This window comes from Pseudomonas sp. AC172 (assembly GCF_979258595.1).
The window spans coordinates 5,469,224-5,494,284 of record NZ_OZ409868.1; the positions used below are offsets into that span (position 1 = coordinate 5,469,224).

The 25,061-nt window shown below is 61.3% G+C and carries 7 protein-coding genes; 2 read left to right on the top strand and 5 right to left on the bottom strand.

All coding sequences use genetic code 11. From position 1 onward, the window contains the following. Positions 1–3: 3 nt before the first annotated feature. The 3 genes from ACZ0A4_RS24815 to ACZ0A4_RS24825 form a co-directional block, all read right to left on the bottom strand. A complete protein-coding gene (locus ACZ0A4_RS24815; protein WP_463576680.1) occupies positions 4–933 on the bottom strand; it encodes a diiron oxygenase in 930 nt (309 codons plus the stop codon). Beyond that, positions 930–1,706, bottom strand: a complete 777-nt coding sequence (locus ACZ0A4_RS24820) for a DUF3050 domain-containing protein (RefSeq protein WP_463576681.1) — start codon at positions 1,704–1,706, stop codon at positions 930–932. The genes ACZ0A4_RS24815 and ACZ0A4_RS24820 overlap by 4 nt, the downstream gene beginning before the upstream one ends. 745 nt (positions 1,707–2,451) lie before the next feature. Beyond that, positions 2,452–3,162: a GntR family transcriptional regulator gene (locus ACZ0A4_RS24825; RefSeq protein ID WP_463576682.1), complete on the bottom strand. Its 711-nt coding sequence runs from the start codon at positions 3,160–3,162 to the stop codon at positions 2,452–2,454. A 196-nt stretch (positions 3,163–3,358) separates the two neighbouring features. Between ACZ0A4_RS24825 and lapG the strand changes: the two genes are divergently transcribed. Next, positions 3,359–4,051, top strand: coding sequence for a cysteine protease LapG (gene lapG / locus ACZ0A4_RS24830; protein WP_095113878.1), 693 nt, complete (start codon positions 3,359–3,361; stop codon positions 4,049–4,051). A 14-nt stretch (positions 4,052–4,065) separates the two neighbouring features. Further along, positions 4,066–6,012: a cyclic di-GMP receptor LapD gene (gene lapD / locus ACZ0A4_RS24835; RefSeq protein ID WP_463576683.1), complete on the top strand. Its 1,947-nt coding sequence runs from the start codon at positions 4,066–4,068 to the stop codon at positions 6,010–6,012. 222 nt (positions 6,013–6,234) lie between these two features. Here lapD and ACZ0A4_RS24840 read toward each other — a convergent pair whose 3' ends face one another. Together ACZ0A4_RS24840 and ACZ0A4_RS24845 are read right to left on the bottom strand one after the other, a co-directional pair. Continuing rightward, positions 6,235–6,573: a hypothetical protein gene (locus ACZ0A4_RS24840; RefSeq protein ID WP_007918987.1), complete on the bottom strand. Its 339-nt coding sequence runs from the start codon at positions 6,571–6,573 to the stop codon at positions 6,235–6,237. 148 nt (positions 6,574–6,721) lie between these two features. After that, positions 6,722–24,760, bottom strand: a complete 18,039-nt coding sequence (locus ACZ0A4_RS24845; RefSeq protein ID WP_463576684.1) for a LapA family giant adhesin — start codon at positions 24,758–24,760, stop codon at positions 6,722–6,724. Positions 24,761–25,061: the final 301 nt, after the last annotated feature.

The following is a 25,061-nucleotide window of genomic DNA, read 5'->3' on the forward strand; positions in this document are numbered from 1 at the left end:
TCATCAAACCAGGTAGTCACGCAAGGCGTGCTGCACGCACGGCGTGTCGAGCAGCGAGCTGTTGTGGAAGAACTTGACGATGTTGCCCACCAGTGGATGGTGGCGATTGATCGGGAACGCCAGCCCGGCCATTTCATCCCTGAGCGAACGGCGCGTGGCCTCGCTGACCGGCAGTGCATCGATCAGGCGAAGATCGAAGGATTTCTGGATGTCGTTGGTCAGGTAATGGCCGATGAACACCGGCAGGATTTGCGCGATGGTTTCTCGATCCGCCGCGCTGGCGGTGTGCCAATAGATACGCACCATTCGCGCCCAGAAACTCGAATGGCGCCCTTCATCGAGCAAGTGATCGGCCATCAGGCCTTTGATCGACGGCTTGACCGTATCGTCGCGGGCGAACGCGGCTACATCGCCGGTCACGGTGTTTTCGGCGATGGCCACACAGATCAATTCCACCGCACTGCGCAGGTGCTCCGGCGCCAGCGCTACCGCCACAGGAATCGCCCGGCTCAACTCGATTTCATCGGGCAACCGAATCGGCTCGATGCCGGTCATTGCCACCGTTTGTTGCATGAAATCCATCGCCACCAGCGCGTGGTAATCCTCGTCGACCACCACGGTCATCGCGTCGTAACGACAGGCAAACGGGAAGCCTACGGCGAAGCGATTCTTGGCGATGCTGCGGGCGGTCTTGTCGACGATTTCCGTCTCGAAAATCACTACGTCATTGATGAATTTGTACAGCGTTTGCACCAAGGCAAAATCACGCTGCTGTGGGCACTCGCGCAGGAAGGTTTCGCTGAGCACCAGCGGTTGGCGGCTGAGCGGGTAGATCAGCCGCTCATCGTCTTCGAGTACGCGACGCGGGCGTGTGCGGATGGTCGCGCGGGTCTCCCAGGCGTCTGCAAAGGATTGATAGTCGGCGGCATTCATCGGGCCACCTCCGCCAACGGTTCCCGCATGCTCAAGCGCAGGCCGTCCCATAAGGCGATGCGGCTTTCCACGGCAGCGACGGCGCTGGCGTAGACCTCGGCTTCCCGTTGCGGATCGCCGTCGACCAGGCGCTCGAGCAGGTGCTCCGCCGCCGGGCCGTGGTCTTCGGAGTCGACCTCGATGTGGCGTTCCAGGTAGTAACGGAAGGTCGGCGCCTGCTCGATACCGATGCCCCAGTCGTCAAGAATGCGCTGGAACATGGTCGGGATCACGCTCTCGCGACCATGCAGAAACGCCGCCGCCACGCTGTGTCCCGGTGCATGCAGGGCGGTACGCAAGGTGTTGCGGACAAACTGCGCGGCGGCCGGATCAACCTCGACGCTTTGCAGCGCGACGTCATAGCTCACGCCTTCCTGTTGCAGGGCGACAAAGCGCTCCACGGCCGTGGTACTCGCGCCGATTTCGCGCATCGCATCCAGGTACAACTCGAAATGGCTGTAATGACCTTTGGTCAGGCGATCATCCGATTCTTCACCCAGAACGATCTCGTTGATCAACCTGGCGGCGTGAGGGTCACGCGGCGGTAGCCACGGCAAACGCGTGCAGGTCAGTTCCTGCTGCAGGCGTTTGGTCAGCGACATGAAATCCCACACGGCAAACACGTGGGTTTCCATGAAACGACGCAAGACCGATAACGAAGTGATCTCGGAAAAGATCGGGTGAATACTAAGTTCGGCTTTCTTCAGGGCGAGTTGGTTCTTAGTGGGCATCATGATGTCCTTTATCGTTGATGTTAAATGGAACTGCTCTGACAACACGCAATCAGTGGAACGACGGCTTACTTGTTTTCTGTCGACGGACGACAGCCTTCCTTGCTGATAGGTAAATGTGGATCGATATACCTGTTACATGGCGTTATGTCTGCCCATAAGGCGCTGCTGATGTGCCGCAGGCATTGGGCTGATGCCGAGGTGAAGGGCGAAATTCACACTTGGCGAGGAAAAACTAATACACCGACAAAGTGTTTAACAAGTACATTTTTAATTATTTTAAGTTTGCTGTTTTTTGAAGTTGAGTTGTTCCGATAAAACTTTTGAGTAAAGTTTTATTTGGGCGTAGTTGCTCCTTTCGGCGAATAACGGCCAAAATTGATCGACAAGAGTGAATGCCTCACTCGAAGCAACTTTCCAGTAATAAGAATTGAATGATTAAAAGGGGCGGAAGTTGGCCGTGACCCCGCGCCATGACTTCCTTTTTCCCGTGGCAAGGCTCCTTCCGTAGGTTCCTGGTGCGGGGACTGCGCCGTCAGTGCGACGCGTCGCCCGTTCTTTATGGGGTTGGCCGTTCAAGAGTGCGGGTAAATGACCGCCACGGCTATGACCGATTCTTCATTGGCGAGGTGCAAATATCGGGCTGGGTGGCGCGCAGGAGGTTAGAGCGGGCACGCGGATCCGCCCACCCGAGGTCGGGCAGATCGCTTGGGGATTTGTAAGCGGGTGATTCGCGGGAGGCGCGCGTTCAGCGCGCGGCTTTGCGGCTTTGTGCGGCGGGGGTGGCGAGATAGCGGGTAATCACGTCGACACCGCGATTGAGATGCTGCTCAAGGAGTTTGATTGACAGTTGAATATCACGGTCACGGACGGCTTGCAGCATCGCCCGGTGATCGTCCTGGGACAATTTGCCCAGACCCATGGCCTCAAGGTTGAAACGCAGAAAGCGCTCCTCTTCGTTGAGGCCGTCTTCGACCAGGCGCAGTAAGCGTTTATTGGGCGCCTTGCTGTACAGGGCCATGTGGAACAAACGGTTGAGCCGGCCGATTTCCGTGTAATCGTGTTGCGCCTCCAGCTCTTCGATATAACCGGCCGCGAGGGCGTGATCGGCAGCCGTCAGCAGCGGAATCGACTGCCGCATGGCTTCGGATTCGAGCAAGATGCGCAGTTCGTAGGTTTGCGTGGCATCGCCTTGAATCAATGGGGCAACCACTGCGCCTTTGTGCGCAGTAACGCTGAGCAGTTCCTGGGCTTCGAGCTGGCGCAGGGCTTCGCGCACCGGCATGCGGCTGACACCGAACAAATCGGCCAGATCCTGCTGACGTAGCGCCGTGCCACAGGGCAGACGCCCATCGAGGATTGCCGAACGCAGGGTTTCTTCGATCACCGACCGGGCCAGATGCGCAGGAATCGGTCCATCGACTTTAATGCTGTGCAGCGGTTTGGGCTTCTGTGTCACGACTACGCACCCTGTATGTCGGCCTGATTTGGATCCAAATGACACTAGTGATTGCTCTACAGGTTGTCAAACCTTGTAAAACAATGCGCTGGCAACTGAAGTCTAGCGCGCCGGCGATGATCTCATGGTGCCATTGTTTTTTCGCCGGCTAAGCTTCACCATCAAACGCTTTCCTTCCTGCCCCCGGAAACCTGCTGTGGCGGTACGTTTCGCGATCCCCCGGACACTGCGCTGGCTAGGCTGCGCACTGCTGCTGGCCGGCGTCATGCTGGGCGGTCTGCATGCCGATTGGGATTTTTCCACGATCAGCCGCAAAGCCACGGCGCTCTACGGGCCGCTGGGTGCCGGGCAACAGCGCATCGATGCCTGGCAAAATCTGTTGGCCACCCAGAAGCAAGTCAGCGAGATGGAAAAGCTCAAAGTGGTGAACCTGTTCTTCAACAAACAGGTGCGCTACGTCGAGGACATCGATCTGTGGCACGAGGTCGACTATTGGGAAACGCCGATCGAAGCCTTATGGAAAGGCGCCGGCGACTGCGAAGACTACGCGATCGCCAAGTATTTCAGCCTGCGCCACCTCGGGGTTTCCAGCGACAAGCTGCGCATCACCTACGTCAAGGCCCTGCGCCAGAACCGCGCGCACATGGTGCTGACGTACTATGCCACCCCCGATGCCATGCCGCTGGTGCTCGACAGCCTGATCGACCCGATCCAGCCGGCGTCGCAGCGAACCGATTTGCTCCCGGTCTACTCTTTCAATGCCGAAGGGTTGTACCTGCCGGGCGCCAAGGGCAATAAAAAGGTCGGTGATACCAAACGCCTGTCACGCTGGCAGGATGTGTTGAAGAAAATGCAGGCCGAAGGTTTCCCGGTCGAGACGACTAACTAGGAGCACGCGCTCAGATGTCTTTGTTCAAACAGCTGTTGATCGCTATCTGTCTGTTCCTGGTGGTCGCCTTCACCGGCAGCTTCATGGTCAGTCTGGAGAGCTCGCGCACCCAGTACGTCAACCAGTTGCGTTCCCACGCGCAGGACGCCGCGACGGCGCTGGCCTTGTCGCTGACGCCGAATATCGACGACCCGGCCATGGTCGAGTTGCTGGTCAGTTCGATTTTCGACAGCGGTTATTACGCGAGCATCCGCGTGGTGGATCTGAAAACCGATCAAACGATCGTCGAGCGCAGCGGTATTCCAGCCGTCACTAACGTGCCCGACTGGTTCGTCAAACTGATTGGTCTGGAACCTGCCGGTGGCGACGCGCTGGTCAGCCGTGGCTGGGAGCAGGCGGCGCGGGTCGAGGTGGTCAGCCATCCGATGTTTGCTGTGGCCAAGCTGTGGCAGAGCGCGTTGGGCAGCCTCGGTTGGTTGCTGATCTGCGGCGCAGTGAGTGCGGTGCTCGGGGCACTGCTGCTGCGCCGGCAGTTGAAGCCGCTGGATTACATGGTCAAGCAGTCTCACGCCATCGCCCGTCGCGAGTTCCTCAGCCTGCCGCAATTGCCGCGCACACCAGAGTTGCGCCGGGTGGTGCAGGCGATGAACCAGATGGTCGAGAAGCTCAAGGCGCTGTTCCAGGAGCAGGCCGAGCGCAGTGAAAAACTGCGGGCCGAGTCTTATCAGGACAACCTGACGGGGTTGGCCAACCGCCGCTATTTCGAGATGCAGTTGAATAATCGCGTGAGCAACCCGGAGCAGGCCAGCTCCGGTTATCTGCTGCTGTTGCGGGTCAAGGATCTGGCCGGGCTCAACCAGCGTCTCGGTGGTCAGCGCACCGATGAACTGTTGAAAGCAGTTGGTGAACAATTGTCCCGCGAATGCGCCAAGTACCCGGAAACCCAGAACCTTGTCACGCGAATTCGTGGCGGCGAATTCGCCGTGCTGGCGCCGGGGCTGGTGCGTGAAGAAGCGCTGCAACTGGCGCAGAACCTCGACAATGCCTTGAGCAGTCTGCACGCCACCGGTGCGACCGACGTGGCTGCCGTGGCGTCGATCGGCCTGGCGCCATTCACCCACGGCGATTCGCCGCAACAAGTGCTGACACTCGGCGATCAGGCGCTGGCGCAAGCCGAAGGGCAGGGTGAGCAGAACTGGGCCTGCATTGATCAGAGCCTGACGGCGGATGTCGGCGACGATCATCACGCCTGGCACCGCTTGCTCGATCAGGCCTTGAGTCAGCAGCGTTTCGAGCTGTATTTCCAACCGGTGGTCGCCGCCGCAGACACGCAACTGGTGCTGCATTACAAAGTGCTCTCGCGCTTGCTCGATGATCAGGGCCAGACCATTCCGGCCGGGCGCTTCCTGCCGTGGCTGGAGCGCTTTGGCTGGACCGCGCGGCTTGATCGCCTGATGCTCGAACGCGTGCTGGAGCAGATGAAAGAACATGAAGATTCGCTGGCGCTGAACCTGTCCTCGGCGACCCTCGCTGATCCGCAGGCGCTGAACAAAGTCTTCGAGATTCTGCGTGCGCATTCCAACCTCGGCGCGCGCCTGACCCTGGAGATTGGTGAGGAGCAATTGCCCGAACAAGCGGTGCTGGAGCAGTTGACCCGGCGCCTGCGTGAACTCGGTTTCTCACTGAGCCTGCAACGCTTTGGTGGACGCTTCAGCATGATCGGCAACCTGGCGCGGCTGGGGCTGGCGTATTTGAAGATCGATGGCAGTTACATTCGAGCGATTGATCAGGAGAGTGACAAGCGTCTGTTCATTGAGGCGATTCAGCGCGCGGCGCACAGCATTGATCTGCCGCTGATTGCCGAGCGGGTGGAGACTGAAGGCGAGTTGTCGGTGATTCGCGAGATGGGCTTGTATGGGGTTCAGGGGCAGTTGTTGGGTGAGCCGAAGCCTTGGCGGTGAGTCATCGCAGCAACCCTCACCCTAGCCCTCCCGAAACGTCGGACCGCCCAGAGGGAGAGGGGACTGATTGGGGGATATTCGGGAAGTACGCCGACGTGAGCGATTTGTCTTGAATCCATAATCGACCCGGTTTTCAGGTCGATGTATAGCGCCAGACAACTTGATCGGCTCCCTCTCCCTCTGGGAGAGGGCTGGGGTGAGGGGCTTTTGATTCTGAGCGGATCAGATCAACCCGCCCTCATCCTCATCGATCAACTGGCTCAACCCACCCAACGCCTCACGCGCCTGGGTCCGGTCCATCAGTTTGGCCTGGGCCGCCGGCGGCAGATCGGTGACGCGGATCACGCCTTTCTGGGTCAGCACCTGAATCAGGTCGTCGAGTACCCGAATCATTTCGAAGTCGCTCTGTTTGAGCTGTTTCAGGCTGGTTTCCACCACTTCGTTGGCGAACCAGGCCTGGATTTCATGGCTGTCGGCCGGCAGCGTTTCCGTGGCCTCGGCGTAGGCCGCGGCTTCCACGCGAATCAACAGACCTTGCGCATCGCGTTGCACGTAAAACATTGAGCATCCCTCAGAAATGAACCAGCGTCATGCTGTCAGCAGCATAGCCAACTGTGCGCGAGTATGCGGTGCGGCGACGCGATCGTCACCGGTCCGGTCAGCACAAACGTGACGGCCGCCCCATTGGGGCAGCCGTTCTGTTCACGTATCAGCTGTTGTTGTGGTCGACTTTGATGGTCGGGTCGCTGCCGGCAATCAGGTTGTGAATGTTGGCGCTCGACCAGTTGTTGCCTTCCAGTTTGATCGTCACGTCCGGGGTTGCCGCAGCGGCGTCGCCCGAATTGAATTTGCCCGCCGAGCTGACTTGCAGCGACGACGTGCCGTCGACCGTGGTGATCTTCAGGAAGTTGTCGATGGTGCTGCCGGTCTCGCCCTGCAACAGATCGCGCAGATCGATACGGTCACCGTCGGCGGCCTTGAAGTCCTTGATCACGTCGTTGCCGGTGTCGCCCGCCTTCCAGACGAAGGTGTCGGCACCCGAACCGCCGATGAGGATGTCGTTGCCCTGACCGCCGATCAGCGTGTCGTTGCCGGTGCCGCCGAGCAGGATGTCATTGCCTTTGCCGCCATCGAGCAGGTCATTGCCGCCCGAGCCGAACAGGATGTCATTGCCCGCGCCGCCCAGAAGCGTGTCATTACCGTCATGCGCGCCGGAGACATCGAACGCCTGATAGTGCTCGGTGATGTATTGGTGCACGTTGCTGGTGGTGACTTTGCTGACGTCAACGCCGGTTTGCTGCGCGACGAACGCCTGCATCGCCTGATAACCCTCACCGGCAATGCCGTTGAAGCTCACCAGATCGCCGAACAGGATGTCATTGCCGTCGCCACCGCTGACGGTGTCGTTGCCCGGCAGCGTCGCTTCGGTGTGGCCGATGATCGAGTTGGCCAGATCCTTCGGATCAATGTTGGTCTGCGGGGTTTTGTCCGAGTCGTACGGTTTCAGGTCATTGAGGCTGACGCCGCTGTTCAGGCCGATGGCTTCAACGTTCGACAGGCCACTGAGCAACGCGAAGCTGCTGGTCGAGTTGTCGGTGGTGGTCGAGGTGGTGCTGCTGCCGCTACCGGCCAGACTCGACAACTCGTAAGTGCCGTCGCCCTGCGCGTGAACGTTGCCCAGATTGGTGGTGCTCCAGCCATAACGTGCCGTGTAGGTCTGCAACTGAGCAAAACCGCTGGCGTTGATGCTCAGGTAATGCGTGTTGTCGATATAGGTGCTGAAGGTGTCGCCCAGCTTGTAGTTGCTGGTGGTCACCACGCTGTCGAACTTCACGCTGCCGTACAGCGTCGGGTTGGTCTGCTCGCCGCTCTGGTAGTAGGTCGGCTGGCCGTCGGTGATGAAGTACGTGAGGTTTTTCGCCCCGGTGTTGGCCACAGCGTCGGCGCTCTGGAACCAGTTGGCCGTGGTCTTGAACACGTCCTCATAGTTGGTACCGCCGCCGGAAGCCATCGAGTCCAGTACCGCTTTGAGCTGCGTCAGCGCGTTCGGGTCGTTGAGGTTCACCGACACCGACTTGTTGACCTGAGTATCGAAGTCGACGAGGAAGATGTTCACCGTGCCCGAGTTGCTGCCGCCCAGGCTCTGCTTGAGGGTGTTGAACACCGACGTCAGCGAGTCCTTGGCCGCGTTGATCGACGAGCTGCTCATACTGCCGGAGCTGTCGACCATGAACGCGATGTTGTAGTTGGTGCCCGGGACAACGGTCAGACCACCGATGTCGGCGACCATAATGTCGTTGCCATCGGTGCCGCTGAAGGTGTCGTCGCCCGAGGTCGCCACCACGGCGTTATAGACCGCCGGAACCACAGTGACCGGAATGGTCGCAGTGCTGCTGGCCGAGCCGCCGACCATCTCGGTGGAGGTCGAGGTCACGGTCAGATTGAACTGGCCGTTGTAGTACGGCGGTGGCGTTACGGTCAGGCTGCCGAGGTTCCAGCCGGTGACGTTGGCGTCGCCGCTGCTGGCGGTGACGGTGAAGGTATGACCCGCACCATCGCTGAGCACCGAGCCGACTGGCGCGCCGCTGATCTTCACGCTCAGGGTTTCCGAACCATCGGTGTCCGTCAGCGCGGTGGTGATTGCCGACAGTTTCACCGTGGTGCCTTCGGCGCCGGTGTTGAGTTTGTAGCCGTCGTAATAGCCTTCGCCGTTAGTGCCGTGCAGATCGGAGACAGTCACGCCCGAATTCACCAGATCCTGTACGCCGGTGTAGATCGGTACGCCGGTGGTGCTCAGGTCGATCGGCGTGCTGCCGTTGACCGACAGGTTTACGTCATAGCTGCCCGGGCCACTCTGGTTGTGGTGGTAGATGTCCAGGGTGTAATAGCCGCTGGTGGTCGGGGTGAACGAACCGTTGAGGTTGCCGCCCGCGCCCCACGTGGTCGAGGCCACGTTCTTGCCACCGATGGTCACCAACAGGCTGTCATCGCCGATACCGCTGAAGGTGTAAGTCTTGCCGGCTTCCAGATAGATCAGGCCGGAAGTCTTCGACGCCGTGCCTGCGGTCACGCTGCCGTCAGACTGCACGTTGTTCACGTTAGTGCTGGTGTTCGGTGTGCCAGCGCCGTCGATCACATTTTTCAACGTGGTCGAATCCGCGCCATTGCCGTTGGTGCCCAGACCCGACAGACCGGTCCAGACTTCCTTGATCAGGCCGGTCGACTTCACGCTGTTGTCGGCGACGCTCACAGTCGGTGCGTCGGCCACTGGCGTGATGTCGATCTTCACGGTGCCGGTGTTACCCAGCAGCTGGCCGTCGGTTGGCTGGAACTTGATTTGTGCGTAGTCCGCCTGGTTGTTGCCCAGGCCAGTGCCGCCGTAACCGTTCACACCCGATTCATTGGTGTCTGGCAGGAAGCGCAGCTTGCCCGCGTCGATATCGGCTTTGCTGAAGGTCTGGTTGTTGGCGACGTCTTTCCAGGTCGAGCCGTCCAGGTACTGCAGTTTGCCTTCGCCCGGCAGCTGGGTGATTTTCACCCCGAGGCTGCTGGCCGGACTGTCGACGTCAGTTACACCGAAGGTCGACCAACCGAGGATCAGTGGTGTGTCTTCAGTGCCGGTGACGTTGACCGGTGCAGCAACCGGGGCATCGTTGATCGCGACCACGTTGACCGTGGTAGTCGCGGTGTTCGAATAATTGCCGCCATCGGTCACGGTCACGGTGATGATCCGCGGCACGGTGCTCGGGTCGTCACTGCTGTTGGTGAAGCTGATGTTCTTGATCGCCTGCATGTAGTCGGCCAGCGTCGCGTTGCCCGACAAGGTCAGGGTCACGGTGCCGTTGGTGCTGTTGGCATTGATCGTGATGCCGTTGACGCTGTTGCCCAGGTTCAGCGCATCGCCGTCCTGACGGTTGGTCAGCACTACAGTGGCGCCGGTCAGCATGGTGCTGTCCGGGTCGGTGATCTTGATATCGGTGTCGGCAATCGACACGCCCGCGCCCGGAGTGTTTTCGGTGAAGGTCACCTTGTAGTCGGCACCGGTGGCGCCGCTGGAGTTGTTGGCATCGAGGTCGATGACCGGCGGCGCATCGTTGTCGATGATCGAGGTGCTGACGCTGCCATTGGTGCTGCTGACCGCGAGGTTTTCGAAGTTGCCGCCGGTGGCCGAATCGATCTTGACCACGAAGTTCTCGGTGCCTTCGGTGATCTTGTCATCGATGGTGGCGACGTTGAACTGCGCGCTGCTCGCGCCTGCCGGAATCTTCACGGTGTACACGCCGGTGAAGTCCGAACCGTCGGCGGCGGTGCCGCTGTAGACGATTTTCAGGGTCACTTCGGTTTGCGCCGGGTGGTTCAGGCTGACCGTGTAGCTGGCGGTCTGGCCTTCGGTCACCGAGCTGCTGCCGGTGATGCTGACAGTGGTGGTGTCGATCGTATCGGTGACGCTCGTAACGGCTGGTGTATTGCTGGTCACCAGATTTTCGAAGCCGCCACCGCTGGTTCCGGTGATGCTTGCCTGCACGTTGCCGGCGTCTTTGTAGACGTCATCGACCGGAGCCGGGACGGTCACGGTACCGGTGGTTTTACCCGCATCGATGGTGATCACCGAGCCATTGCTCAGGGTGACCATGACTGGCGAGCCAGCGGCGTTGGTCAGGGTCGCGGTGTAGGTGATCTGACCACCTTCGGCCACGGTGCCGGTCGCGGACAGCGTCAGGTTGGTGGTGTCGACGGTGTCGGTCACGGTGGTGCTGACCGGGGTTTTGTCGGCGACGAGATTTTCGTAGTTGCCGCCAGTCACGTTGGTGATCGAGTTGGTCAGCGGGGCGTGGCCGGTCAATGCGTCGTTCGGCGCAGTGGTGGTCGCGGTGCCAGTGGTCTGGCCGACGCCGATGGTGATGGTTTGACCGTTGGCCAGGCTCACTACGACTGGCGAACCGGTTACTGGTGCGCCAACCGTGGCGGTGTAGACGACGTTGCCGCCTTCAGCCGCTGTACCGGTGGCGGTCAGTTTCACGGTGGTGGTGTCGATGGTGTCGGTGACGCTGGTCACAGCCGGCGTCGTGCTTGGCACCAGGTTTTCGAAGTTGCCACCGGTGGCGGTGCTGATCGTGGCCTGCACGGTGCCGGCGTCTTTGTAGACGTCGTCAGCCGGGGCGGGAACAGTCACGGTGCCCGTGGTTTTACCCGCATCGATGGTGATTACCGAGCCATTGCTCAGGGTGACCGTGACTGGCGAGCCAGCGGCGTTGGTCAGGGTCGCGGTGTAGGTGATCTGACCACCTTCGGCCACGGTGCCGGTCGCGGACAGCGTCAGGTTGGTGGTGTCGACGGTGTCGGTCACGGTGGTGCTGACCGGGGTTTTGTCGGCGACGAGATTTTCGTAGTTGCCGCCAGTCACATTGGTGATCGAGTTGGTCAGCGGCGCGTGACCGGTCAACGCGTCATTCGGCGCGGTGGTGGTCGCGGTGCCAGTGGTCTGGCCAACACCGATGGTGATGGTCTGACCGTTGGCCAGCGTCACGGTGACTGGGGAACCGGTGACCGGAGCACCAACAGTGGCGGTGTAGACGACGTTGCCGCCTTCGGCCGCTGTAGCCGTTGCCGTCAACTTCACGCTGGTGGTGTCGATGGTGTCGGTGACGCTGGTGATGGCCGGCGTCGTGCTCGGCACCAGGTTTTCGAAGTTGCCACCGGTGGCGGTGCTGATCGTTGCCTGCACGGTGCCGGCGTCTTTGTAGACGTCGTCAGCCGGAGCCGGGACGGTCACGGTACCGGTGGTTTTACCCGCATCGATGGTGATTACGGCGCCGTTCGACAGGGTCACGGTCACTGGTGAGCCGGCAGCGTTGGTCAAGGTCGCGGTGTAGACGATCGAGCCGCCTTCGGCCACGGTGCCGGTCGCCGTCAGCGACAGGTTGGTGGTGTCGACAGTGTCGGTCACGTTCGTGCTGACCGGCGTTTTGTCGGCCACGAGGTTTTCGTAGTTGCCGCCAGTCACGTTGGTGATCGAGTTGGTCAGCGGTGCGTGGCCAGTCAGTGCGTCGTTGGGCGCAGTGGCGGTTGCGGTGCCCGTGGTCTGGCCAACACCAATGGTGATGGTCTGCCCGTTCGACAGGGTTACCACGACTGGCGAGCCCGTCACTGGCGCGCCGACAGTCGCGGTGTAGACGACATTACCGCCTTCAGCGGCAGTGGCGGTGGCCGTCAGCTTCACGGTGGTGGTGTCGATGGTATCGGTGACGCTGGTGATGGCCGGAGTCGTACTCGGCACCAGGTTTTCGAAGTTGCCACCGGTGGCGGTGCTGATAGTCGCTTGCACGGTGCCGGCGTCTTTGTAGACGTCATCGGCCGGTGCTGGAACGGTCACGGTGCCGGTGGTTTTACCCGCATCGATGGTGATTACGGCGCCGTTCGACAGGGTCACGGTCACTGGTGAGCCAGCGGCGTTGGTCAGGGTTGCGGTGTAAGTGATCTGGCCACCTTCGGCCACGGTGCCAGTCGCAGACAGCGACAGGTTGGTGGTGTCGATGGTGTCGGTCACAGTGGTGCTGACCGGCGTTTTGTCAGCCACGAGGTTTTCGTAGTTGCCGCCAGTCACGTTGGTGATCGAGTTGGTCAGCGGGGCGTGGCCAGTCAGTGCGTCGTTGGGCGCAGTGGCGGTTGCGGTGCCCGTGGTCTGGCCGATACCAATGGTGATGGTCTGACCGTTGGCCAGAGTTACGACGACAGGCGAGCCGGTCACTGGAGCACCGACAGTCGCGGTGTAGACGACATTGCCGCCTTCAGCAGCAGTGGCCGTTGCCGTCAGTTTCACCGTGGTGGTGTCGATGGTGTCGGTGACGCTGGTCACAGCCGGCGTCGTGCTTGGCACCAGGTTTTCGAAGCCGCCACCGCTGGTTCCGGTGATGCTTGCCTGCACGTTGCCGGCGTCTTTGTAGACGTCATCGACCGGAGCCGGGACGGTCACGGTACCGGTGGTTTTACCCGCATCGATGGTGATCACCGAGCCATTGCTCAGGGTGACCGTGACTGGCGAGCCAGCGGCGTTGGTCAGGGTCGCGGTGTAGGTGATCTGACCACCTTCGGCCACGGTGCCGGTCGCGGACAGCGTCAGGTTGGTGGTGTCGACGGTGTCGGTCACGGTGGTGCTGACCGGGGTTTTGTCGGCGACGAGATTTTCGTAGTTGCCGCCAGTCACGTTGGTGATCGAGTTGGTCAGCGGCGCGTGACCGGTCAACGCGTCATTCGGCGCGGTGGTGGTCGCGGTGCCAGTGGTCTGGCCAACACCGATGGTGATGGTCTGACCGTTGGCCAGCGTCACGGTGACTGGGGAACCGGTGACCGGAGCACCAACAGTGGCGGTGTAGACGACGTTGCCGCCTTCGGCCGCCGTCGCGGTGGCCGTCAGTTTCACGGTGGTGGTGTCGATGGTGTCGGTGACGTTGGTCACAGCAGGTACGGTGCTTGGTACCAGATTTTCGAAGTTGCCACCGGTGGCGGTCGAAATGGTCGCTTCGACTTTGCCGGCGTCTTTGTAAACGTCATCGGCAGGTGCTGCGACGGTTACGGTGCCCGTGGTTTTTCCGGCTTCGATGGTGATGACGGCGCCGTTGCTCAACGTTACGGTCACTGGCGAACCAGCGGCGTTGGTCAGCGTCGCGGTGTAGACGATCGAGCCGCCTTCAGCGACCGAGCCGGTCGCGCTCAGCGACAAGTTAGTGGTGTCGACCGTGTCGGTCACAGTGGTGCTGACCGGCGTCTTGTCGGCCACGAGGTTTTCGTAGTTGCCGCCGCTGACGTTGGTGATGGCGTTGGTCAGTGGTGCGTGGCCAGTCAATGCGTCGTTTGGCGCAGTGGTGGTCGCGGTCCCAGTGGTCTGGCCAACACCAATGGTGATGGTCTGACCGTTGGCCAGCGTCACGGTGACTGGGGAACCGGTGACCGGAGCACCAATAGTGGCGGTGTAGGTGACGGTGCCACCTTCAGCAGCCGATTCGGTGGCGGTCAGTTTGACGGTCGTGGTATCGATGGTGTCGGTCACATTAGTGACGGCCGGAATGGTGCTCGGCACCAGGCTCTCGAAGTTGCCACCGGTGGCGGTCGAAATGGTCGCTTCGACTTTGCCAGCGTCTTTGTAAACGTCGTCGGCCGGAGCTGCGACGGTTACGGTGCCGGTGGTTTTACCGGCCTCGATGGTGATCACGGCGCCGTTGCTCAACGTTACGGTGACTGGCGAGCCAGCGGCGTTAGTCAGCGTCGCGGTGTAAACAATCGAACCGCCCTCGGCCACAGAACCGGTCGCGGACAGCGACAGGTTGGTGGTGTCGACGGTGTCGGTCACAGTGGTGCTGACCGGCGTTTTGTCAGCCACGAGGTTTTCGTAGTTGCCGCCGGTAACACCGGTAATCGCGTTGGTAATCGGCGCATGACCAGTCAACGCGTCGTTCGGTGCGGTGGTAGTAACGGTACCGGTGGTTTTGCCGACTTCGATGGTGATGTTTTGACCGTTGGCCAAAGTCACGGTGACCGGCGAACCGGTTACTGGCGCGCCAACGGTGGCGGTGTAAGTGACCGTACCGCCTTCAGCAACCGACGTATCGGCGGTGAGTTTGACCGTCGAGGTGTCGATCGTATCGGTAACGTCGGTGACCGCAGGCGTGGTGCTCGGAACGAGGTTCTCGAAGTTGCCGCCCGTGGCGTCCTTGATCGTCACTTCGACTTTGCCGGCGTCCTTGTAGACGTCGTCGGCAGGGGCTGCAACGGTCACGGTGCCGGTGGTTTTGCCGGCCTCGATAGTGATTACCGCGCCATTGCTCAGGGTCACGGTGACGGGAGAGCCGGCAGCGTTGGTCAGGGTCGCGGTGTAGGTGATCTGGCCACCTTCGGCAACGGTGCCAGTTGCGGACAGCGACAGGTTGGTGGTGTCGACGGTGTCAGTGACGTTGGTCGAAACCGGGGTCTTGTCGGCCACGAGGTTTTCGTAGTTGCCGCCAGTGACGCCGGTGATCGAGTTGGTCACAGGCGCGTGACCGGTCAACGCATCGTTTGGTGCAGTGAAGGTTACGGTGCCGGTGGTTTTGCCGACTTCGATGGTGATGTGTTGACCGTTGGCCAGGGTCACGACAACCGGTGAACCGGTGACTGGTGCGCCCACGGTAGCGGTATAGGTGACGGTACCGCCTTCAGCCACCGAGGTATCGGCCGTCAGTTTCACGGTCGACGTGTCGATGGTATCGGTGATCTGAGTCACCGCAGGAACAGTGCTCGGCACCAGGCTTTCGAAGTTGCCGCCAGTAGCAGTCGAAATGGTTGCTTCGACTTTGCCCGCGTCCTTGTAGACGTCATCGACTGGCGCTGGAACAGACACGGTGCCCGTGGTTTTGCCGGCTTCGATGGTGATCACCGCGCCATTGCTTAACGTCACGGTCACTGGCGAGCCAGCGGCATTGGTCAGGGTCGCGGTGTAGATGATCGAACCACCCTCGGCCACGGAGCCGGTCGCGGTCAGCGACAGGTTGGTGGTGTCGACGGTGTCGGTCACGTTGGTGCTGACCGGCGTTTTGTCGGCAACGAGGTTTTCGTAATTGCCGCCGCTGATGCCAGTGATGGCGTTGGTCAGTGGCGCATGACCGGTCAACGCATCGTTCGGTGCAATGGTGGTCACGGTGCCGGTGGTTTTGCCGACTTCGATGGTGATGTTCTGGCCGTTGGCCAAGGTCACCACGACTGGCGAACCGGTCACCGGCGCGCCGACGGTGGCGGTGTAAGTGACGGTGCCGCCCTCAGCGGCAGACTCGGTGGCGGTCAGTTTGACCGTCGAGGTATCGATGGTGTCAGAGACGTCAGTTACCGCAGGCGTGGTGCTCGGAACGAGGTTCTCGAAGTTGCCGCCCGTGGCGTCCTTGATGGTCACTTCAACTTTACCGGCGTCCTTGTAGACGTCATCGGCTGGCGCCGCGACGGTCACGGTGCCGGTGGTTTTACCCGCTTCGATAGTGATGACCGAACCGTTGGAAAGGGTCACGGTCACCGGGGTGCCGGCCGGGTTGGTCAGGGTCGCGGTGTAAACAATAGAGCCACCTTCGGCCACGGAACCGGTCGCGGTCAGCGACAGATTGGTGGTGTCGACGGTGTCGGTCACGTTGGTCGAAACCGGGGTCTTGTCGGCCACGAGGTTTTCGTAGTTGCCGCCAGTGACGCCGGTGATCGAGTTGGTCACAGGCGCGTGACCGGTCAACGCATCGTTCGGTGCGGTGGTGGTCACGGTGCCGGTGGTTTTGCCCACTTCGATGGTGATGTTCTGGCCGTTGGCCAAGGTCACGGTCACCGGAGCACCGGTCACTGGCGCGCCCACCGTCGCGGTGTAAGTAACAGTGCCGCCCTCCGCCGCCGACTCGGTCGCGGTGAGTTTGACGGTGGTGGTGTCGATGGTGTCGGTGACGTTGGTCACGGCCGGCACGGTGCTCGGCACCAGATTCTCGAAGTTGCCGCCCGTTGCATCCTTGATCGTCACTTCGACTTTGCCGGCGTCTTTGTAGACGTCGTCGGCTGGAGCCGCGACGGTTACGGTGCCGGTGGTTTTACCGGCTTCGATGGTGATCACCGAACCGTTCGACAGCGTCACGGTTACCGGCGTGCCAGCCGGGTTGGTCAGCGTCGCGGTATAAACGATCGAACCGCCTTCAGCCACCGAATCGGTCGCGGTCAGGTTCAGGTTGGTGGTGTCGGTGGTGTCCGAAACCGCGGTGTCGGCGGACTTGCCGTCGACCGCCAGTTTTTCGTAGTTGCCGCCGGTGGCGCCGTCGATGGTCACGCTCAGCGAGCTACCGCCGGCCAGAGGGCTGTTTGGCGCAACGAAGTTCACCGTGCCGGTGGTTTCACCGACGGCGATGGTGATGGTCTGACCGTTGGACAGGGTCACGACAACCGGTGAACCCGTCACGGGTGCGGTCACGGTCGCGGTGTAGACCACGGTTTCGCCTTCGGCGACGTTGGCGGTGGCGGTCAGCGACACGGTGGAGGTGTCGATGGTGTCGTTGACGGTGGTGACGGCCGGGGCAGTGCTGGTGACGAGGTTTTCAAAATCGCCACCGGTTGCGCCTTTGATGGTCGCTTCAACAGTGCCGGCGTCTTTGTAGACGTCATCTTTCGGCGCGTCGACGGTCACGGTGCCGGTGGTTTCGCCAGCCTTGATGGTGATTACCGATCCGTTGCTCAGGGTCACGGTGACTGGCGAGCCCGCGGCGTTGGTCAAGGTCGCGGTGTAGGTGATCTGGCCGCCTTCGTCCACAGTGCCAGTCGCGGTCAGCGACAGATTGGTGGTGTCGGTGGTGTCGGTCACGGTGGTGCTGACCGGGGTTTTATCGGCGACGAGGTTTTCGTAGTTGCCGCCGGAAACGTCGGTGATCGAGTTGGTCAGCGGCGCATGGCCGGTGAGCGCATCGTTCGGCGCGGTGGTGGTCACGGTGCCGGTGGTTTTGCCGACTTCGATGGTGATGTTCTGACCGTTGGCCAATGTCACGACGACAGGCGAACCCGTCACTGGCGCGCCAACGGTGGCGGTGTAGGTGACGGTGCCACCTTCAGCGGCGGATTCGGTCGCAGTCAGTTTGACGGTCGAAGTGTCGATGGTGTCAGTCACATCGGTAACGGCTGGCGTGGTGCTCGGCACCAAGTTCTCGAAGTTGCCGCCAGTCGCATCCTTGATGGTGACTTCGACTTTGCCGGCGTCTTTATAGACGTCATCGGCCGGTGCAGCGACGGTCACGGTGCCAGTGGTCTTACCCGCTTCGATGGTAATCACCGAACCATTGCTCAGTGTCACGGTAACTGGCGTGCCCGCCGGGTTGGTCAGGGTCGCGGTGTAAACAATCGAACCGCCTTCAGCCACGGTGCCAGTCGCGGAAAGCGACAGGTTGGTGGTGTCGACGGTGTCGGTGACGGTGGTCGAAACCGGCGTCTTGTCGGCGACCAGGTTCTCGTAGTTACCGCCGCTTACATCAGTGATTGCGTTGGTCAGCGGCGTGTGGCCGTTCAACGCATCATTCGGTGCGGTGGTGGTAACGGTGCCGGTGGTTTTGCCGATTTCGATGGTGATGTTTTGGCCGTTCGCCAAGGTCACGACGACAGGCGAGCCGTTGACTGGTGCGCCGACAGTGGCGGTGTAAGTGACGGTGCCACCTTCAGCCGCAGATTCGGTGGCGGTCAGTTTGACCGTCGAGGTGTCGATGGTGTCTGTGACGTCGGTGACGGCTGGAACGGTGCTTGGCACCAGATTCTCGAAGTTGCCGCCGGTAGCGTCCTTGATCGTCACTTCGACCTTGCCAGCGTCTTTGTAAACGTCATCGGCAGGCGCGGCGACGGTGACGGTACCAGTGGTTTTGCCCGCTTCGATGGTGATCACCGCACCGTTCGACAAGGTCACGGTGACCGGCGTGCCGGCCGGGTTGGTCAGCGTCGCGGTGTAAATGATCGAACCGCCCTCGGCGACCGAATTGGTCGCGCTGAGGGATAGATCGGTGGTATCGACGGTGTCAGTGACCGTGGTCGAAACCGGAGTCTTGTCGGCCACGAGGTTTTCGTAGTTGCCGCCGGAAACGTTGGTGATCGAGTTGCCCAGCGAGGCTTGGCCGTTCAGCGCGTCGTTCGGCGCGGTGGTGGTCACGGTGCCGGTGGTCTTGCCGACTTCGATGGTGATGCTCTGGCCGTTGGCCAGAGTCACGACGACTGGCGAGCCGGTGACCGGCGCGCCGACTGTAGCGGTGTAAGTAACAGTGCCGCCTTCAGCCACAGTAGTGTCGGCCGTCAGTTTGACGGTCGAGGTATCGATGGTGTCAGTAACGTCGGTCACGGCTGGCGTGGTGCTCGGAACGAGGTTCTCGAAGTTGCCGCCCGTTGCATCCTTGATGGTGACTTCGACTTTGCCGGCGTCCTTGTAGACGTCATCGGCAGGCGCTGCGACGGTCACGGTACCGATAGTTTTACCAGCGTCGATGGTGATCACCGAACCGTTGCTCAATGTAACGGTGACTGGCGTGCCAGCCGGGTTGGTCAGCGTTGCGGTGTAAACAATCGAACCGCCTTCAGCCACAGAACCCGTCGCGCTGAGCGTCAGGTTGGTGGTGTCGACGGTATCGCTCACCGAGGTCACGGCCGGGGTTTTGTCGGCCACGAGGTTTTCGTAATTGCCGCCGCTGGCGCCGTCGATTTTCACGCTCAGCGTGTTGCCGCCGGCCAGGGCATCGTTCGGCGCGGTGAAGTTGACGCTGCCGCTGCTGGCGCCGACCGCAATGGTGATGGTCTGGCCGTTGGACAGGGTCACGACAACCGGCGCGCCGGTGACTGGAGCGGTTACGGACGCGGTGTAAACCACCACGCCGCCTTCAACGGTGCTAGCCGTCGCGGTCAGGGAAACGGTGCTGTTATCGATGGTGTCGGTCACGTCGGTGACCGCCGGGGTCTTGTCGACCACCAGGTTCTCGAAGTTGCCGCCAGTGGTCTTGGTGATGCTCGCATCGACTTTGCCAGCGTCCTTGTACACGTCATCGGCCGGTGCTGCGACGGTCGCGGTGCCGGTGGTCGCGCCTTTGGCGATGTTGATCACTGCGCCGTTGCTCAGGGTCACGGTCATGGCCGTGCCAGCAGCGTTGGTCAGGGTCGCGGTGTAGACGATCGAGCCGCCCTCGGCGACCGAAGGGGTGGCGCTGAGGCTGATGTTGGTGGTGTCGACGGTGTCGGTCACTTGGGTGACGACGGCGGAACGGTTGGCATCGACCTGTTCGAAGTTGCCGCCGCTGTGACTGGCGATCGCGGTCTGTACCTTGCTGCCATCGATGTACGGCGTGTTCGCAGGCGCGGCGAAATTCACCGAGCCGCTGGTGGCGCCTGCAGCGATGTTGATCACTGCGCCGTTGGCCAGGGTCACGGTCATGGCGGTGCCGGCCGGATTGCTCAGGGTCGCGGTGTAGGTGATCTGGCCACCTTCGCTGACGGTGTCGCTGGCGCTGAGGGTCAGCGTGGTTTTGTCGATGGTGTCATTGACGGTGGTGCTGACCGGCGTTTTGCTGACGTCGAGTTTCTCGAAGTTGCCGCCAGTGGCATCGGTCATGGTCACGGTGAGCTTGCTGACGTCTTTGTAGACGTCATCGCTCGGCGCGGCGATGGTCACCGAACCGCTGGTTTTGCCAGCCTCGATGGTGATGGTCTGGCCGTTGCTCAGGTTGACGGTCACCGGCGTTTGCGCAGCGTTGGTCAGGGTCGCGGTGTACGTGATCGAGGTGCCTTCGAGCACATAGCTTTCAGCGCTGAGGGTCAGGTGTGTGGTGTTGATGGTGTCGGCAACGTTGGTCACCGCTGGCGTTGGGTTGGCCACCAGGTTTTCAAAATTGCCGCCCGAGGTTTCCTTGATGGTCACTTCGAGTTTGCCGGCGTCTTTGTAGACGTCATCGGCCGGTGCTGGGACGGTCACGGTGCCGGTGGTCTTGCCTGCGTCGATGGTGATGGTCGAACCGTTGCTCAGGGTCACGGTCACCGGGGTGCCGGCCGGATTGGTCAGCGTCGCGGTGTAGACGATCGAACCGCCTTCGTTGACGTTGCCGGTGGCGGTCAGCGAAACAGTGGTGGTGTCGACGGTGTCGGTCACGGTGGTGCTGACCGGGGTTTTGTCGGCGACCAGATTTTCGTAGTTACCGCCGCTGACGTTGGTGATCGAGTTGGTCAGCGGGGCATGGCCGGTCAGTACGTCGTTCGGTGCGGTGGTGGTCACGGTGCCGCTGGTTTTGCCGACTTCGATGGTGATGTTCTGGCCATTGGCCAAAGTCACGACCACAGGCGAACCGGTGACTGGCGCGCCGACGGTGGCGGTGTAGGTGACGGTGCCACCTTCAGCGGCGGTCTCGGTGGCGGTCAGTTTGACCGTCGAAGTGTCGATGGTGTCAGTGACGTCGGTCACGGCTGGAACGGTGCTTGGCACCAGATTTTCGAAGTTGCCGCCAGCCGCGTCTTTGATAGTGACTTCGACTTTGCCGGCGTCTTTGTAGACGTCATCGGCTGGGGCCGCAACGGTCACCGTGCCAGTGGTCTTGCCCGCTTCGATGGTGATTACCGAGCCGTTTGACAGGGTCACGGTTACCGGGGTGCCCGCCGGATGGGTCAGGGTCGCGGTGTAAACGATCGAGCCGCCTTCAGCCACGGTGCCGGTGGCGCTGAGGGTCAGGTTGGTGGTGTCGGTGGTGTCAGTCACGGTGGTGCTGACTGGAGTCTTGTCGGCAACCAGGTTTTCGTAGTTGCCGCCCGTTACGCCGGTAATCGAGTTGGTCAGTGGTGCATGACCATTCAGCGCGTCGTTTGGCGCGGTGGTGGTCACGGTGCCGGTGGTTTTGCCGACTTCGATGGTGATGTTCTGACCATTGGCCAAAGTCACCACGACTGGCGAACCGGTGACCGGCGCACCCACCGTAGCGGTGTAGGTGACGGTGCCACCTTCAGCGGCCGTCTCGGTGGCGGTCAGTTTGACCGTCGAGGTGTCGATGGTGTCAGTGACGTCGGTGACGGCTGGAACGGTGCTTGGCACCAGGTTCTCGAAGTTGCCGCCAGTGGCGTCCCTGATGGTCACTTCGACTTTGCCGGCGTCTTTGTAGACGTCATCGGCAGGTGCCGCGACGGTCACAGTGCCGGTGGTTTTGCCGGCCTCGATGGTGATTACCGAACCGTTCGACAGGGTCACGGTAACAGGCGAGCCCGCGGCGTTGGTCAGGGTGGCGGTATAAGTGATCTGGCCGCCTTCAGCCACTGTGCCGGTCGCGCTCAGCGTCAGGTCGGTGGTGTCGGTGGTGTCCGTGACAGTGGTGCTGACCGGGGTTTTGTCAGCCACCAGATCTTCGTAATTACCGCCGCTCACGCCCGTGATCGCGTTGGTGATCGGTGCATGGCCGGTCAACGCGTCATTCGGTGCAGTAGTGGTCACGGTGCCAGTGGTTTTGCCGACTTCGATGGTGATGTTCTGACCGTTGGCCAAAGTCACGATCACTGGCGAACCGGTCACTGGTGCGCCAACAGTGGCTGTGTAGGTGACGGTGCCACCTTCAGCGGCCGTCTCGGTGGCGGTCAGTTTGACCGTCGAGGTGTCGATGGTGTCAGTGACGTCGGTGACGGCTGGAACGGTGCTTGGCACCAGGTTCTCGAAGTTGCCGCCAGTGGCGTCCTTGATGGTCACTTCGACTTTGCCGGCGTCTTTATAGACGTCATCGGCAGGTGCCGCGACGGTCACAGTGCCGGTGGTTTTGCCGGCTTCGATGGTGATCACCGAACCGTTCGACAGGGTCACAGTGACCGGCGAGCCTGCGGCGTTGGTCAGGGTCGCGGTGTAGGTGATCTGGCCACCCTCAGCCACAGAACCGGTCGCACTCAGCGACAGGTTGGTGGTGTCGGAAACATCGGTAACGCTGGTCGAAACCGGGGTCTTGTCGGCCACCAGATCTTCGTAATTGCCGCCGGAAACACCGGTGATCGAGTTGGTCAGCGGTGCATTGCCGGTCAACGCATCGTTCGGCGCGGTGGTGGTCACGGTGCCGGTGGTTTTGCCGACTTCGATGGTGATGCTCTGGCCGTTGGCCAGGGTTACCACGACTGGCGAGCCAGTGACCGGTGCGCCAACGGTGGCGGTGTAAGTGACGGTGCCACCTTCAGCAACCGAGGTGTCGGCCGTCAGCTTCACGGTCGAGGTGTCGATCGTGTCGGTCACTTCGGTCACGGCCGGGACAGTGCTCGGCACCAGATTCTCGAAGTTGCCGCCAGTCGCATCCTTGATGGTGACTTCGACTTTGCCGGCGTCTTTATAGACATCATCCGCAGGCGCCGGAACGGTCACGGTGCCAGTGGTTTTGCCCGCTTCGATGGTGATTACCGAACCGTTGGAAAGCGTCACGGTTACTGGAGTGCCCGCCGGATTGGTCAGGGTCGCGGTGTAAACGATCGAACCGCCTTCGGCTACGCTCCCGGTCGCTGACAGCGACAGATTGGTGTCGTCGATCGAATCGGTAATGGTGGTGGTCGCTGGCGTCGTATTCGGCACCAGGTTTTCGAAGTTGCCACCGGTGGTCCCGGTAATTGTGGTGCTGACGGTGCTGCCATTGTTGTAAACGTCGTTGGCCGCGGTCGGCACATTGACGCTGCCGGTGGTTTTGCCGGCTTCGATGGTGATGGTCGAGCCGTTCGACAGGGTGATCGTCACCGGGGTTTGCGCTGCGTTGGTCAGCGTCGCGGTGTAAGTGATCTGGCCACCTTCGACGACGGTGCCGGTGGCGGTAAGGCTCACGCTGGTGGTGTCGATCGAGTCGGTAACGGTGGTGGTTGCTGGCGTTGTGTTTGGCACCAGGCTTTCAAAGTTGCCGCCGCTAGCGCCGGTAATGGTGGTGCTGACGGTGCCGCCATTGTTGTAAACGTCATTGGCCGCCGTCGGCACATTGACTGTGCCCGTGGTCTGGCCAGCTTCAATGGTGATGGTCGAACCGTTCGACAGGGTCACGGTCACCGGGGTTTGCGCCGGGTTGGTCAGGGTCGCGGTATAGGTGATCTGGCCACCTTCGACCACTGTGCCAGTGGCAGTCAGGGTCAGATTGGTGGTGTCAATCGAGTCGGTGATGGTGGTCACCGCTGGCGTCAGGTTCGGCACCAGGTTTTCGAAGTTGCCGCCGGTAGCATCGGTGATGGTGGTGGTGACGGTGCTGCCGTTGTTGTAAACGTCATTGGCCGGGGTCGGCACGTTGACGGTGCCGGTGGTCTGCCCGGCGCCGATGGTGATGGTCGAACCGTTCGACAGGGTGACGGTCACCGGGGTTTGCGCCGGGTTGGTCAGGGTCGCGGTGTAAGTGATCTGGCCACCTTCGGTGACACTCGGCCCGGCCGTCAGGGTGACGGTGGTGGTGTCGATGGTGTCGGTGACCTGCGTCGTGGCCGGGGTGGTCGGCGGCGTGACGGTGATGCCGTTGCCGCCGGTGGTGCCGGTGACGGTCACGTCGATCTGGGTCGGGTCGTTATAAACAGTGTCGTTCGGCGCCAGCGGCACGTTGACCGTGCCAGTGGTGGATCCGGCCGGAATCACAATCACCGAGCCGTTGGACAGGGTGATGGTCAGGTCGGTCAGCGGCGCCTGAGTCAGGGTCGCGGTGTACACCAGCACGCCGCCGGCTTCGGTGATGGTCGGCGTGGCGCTGAGGCTCAGGGTCGAATCACGCAGGGCGTTGGTAGTGGTGTCAGTGGCCTGGCCGCCAGTAATGTTCTGCGCAGATTGACCGGCAGCGTTGATGCCTGCGGTCGGGAAGCCAATGGTCGGGTCAACGCGACCAGCGGTGGCGTCGAGCATCACGAAGCTGTGACCGCCACCGGCGGCACCGCCCGTGCCTGCGGCGCTCGGTCCTGCAGCAGTGGCGTCAAGCGCGGTAGTCGGGTCGACACCGGCGGCGATGGCTTGCTGCAGTTCTGCTACCGACGGCGCAGCCTGCGCGGTGGCTTCGGCCAGGTCAGTGCTGGAGTCGGGTGCGTTGGCGCTCCACTGGGTTTCGCGGCCCAGGTCCAGTGTGCGGCCATCGGCCAATTCAAGCGACACAGCGCCAGACAGACCGGTATCGATCTGGTCGCCGACAAACAGGCGATCGCCTTCAACGAGTACGCGACGCACGCCCTCTGGGGACACCACGAATACCTGACCGACAATGCTTTTGACGATGGCAACAACACTGCTCATTGAAGACTCTCCGGGTGTCACGTTCAGTTGACTTCCATGGACCTGATGGCATGGGCGCCGATTCAGTCTGGACGTACTTTAAAAATTTGCGAAACAAGTTTGACGCGTCTATTCGTCAATATTTTGGCTATATTCTTTCGCTATTAACTTTATGCCAAACTATTGACCTTATGGGTGCCATCCTAAACAATCGCCCCACTAATGTCACATTGATATTTCCGCGGCGACCTGTCCTTTAGCGTGTGATCCAGTTCCTGTTTTGAACTTTCCGACATACGGTCAATCTGGTTGCCATCATCCG

Coding starts and splice junctions, on each gene's coding strand:
- ACZ0A4_RS24815 (WP_463576680.1), bottom strand. CDS start 933: ATGAATGCCGCCGACTATCAATCCTTTGCAGACGCCTGGGAGACCCGC.
- ACZ0A4_RS24820 (WP_463576681.1), bottom strand. CDS start 1,706: ATGATGCCCACTAAGAACCAACTCGCCCTGAAGAAAGCCGAACTTAGT.
- lapD (WP_463576683.1), top strand. CDS start 4,066: ATGTCTTTGTTCAAACAGCTGTTGATCGCTATCTGTCTGTTCCTGGTG.
- ACZ0A4_RS24840 (WP_007918987.1), bottom strand. CDS start 6,573: ATGTTTTACGTGCAACGCGATGCGCAAGGTCTGTTGATTCGCGTGGAA.
- ACZ0A4_RS24845 (WP_463576684.1), bottom strand. CDS start 24,760: ATGAGCAGTGTTGTTGCCATCGTCAAAAGCATTGTCGGTCAGGTATTC.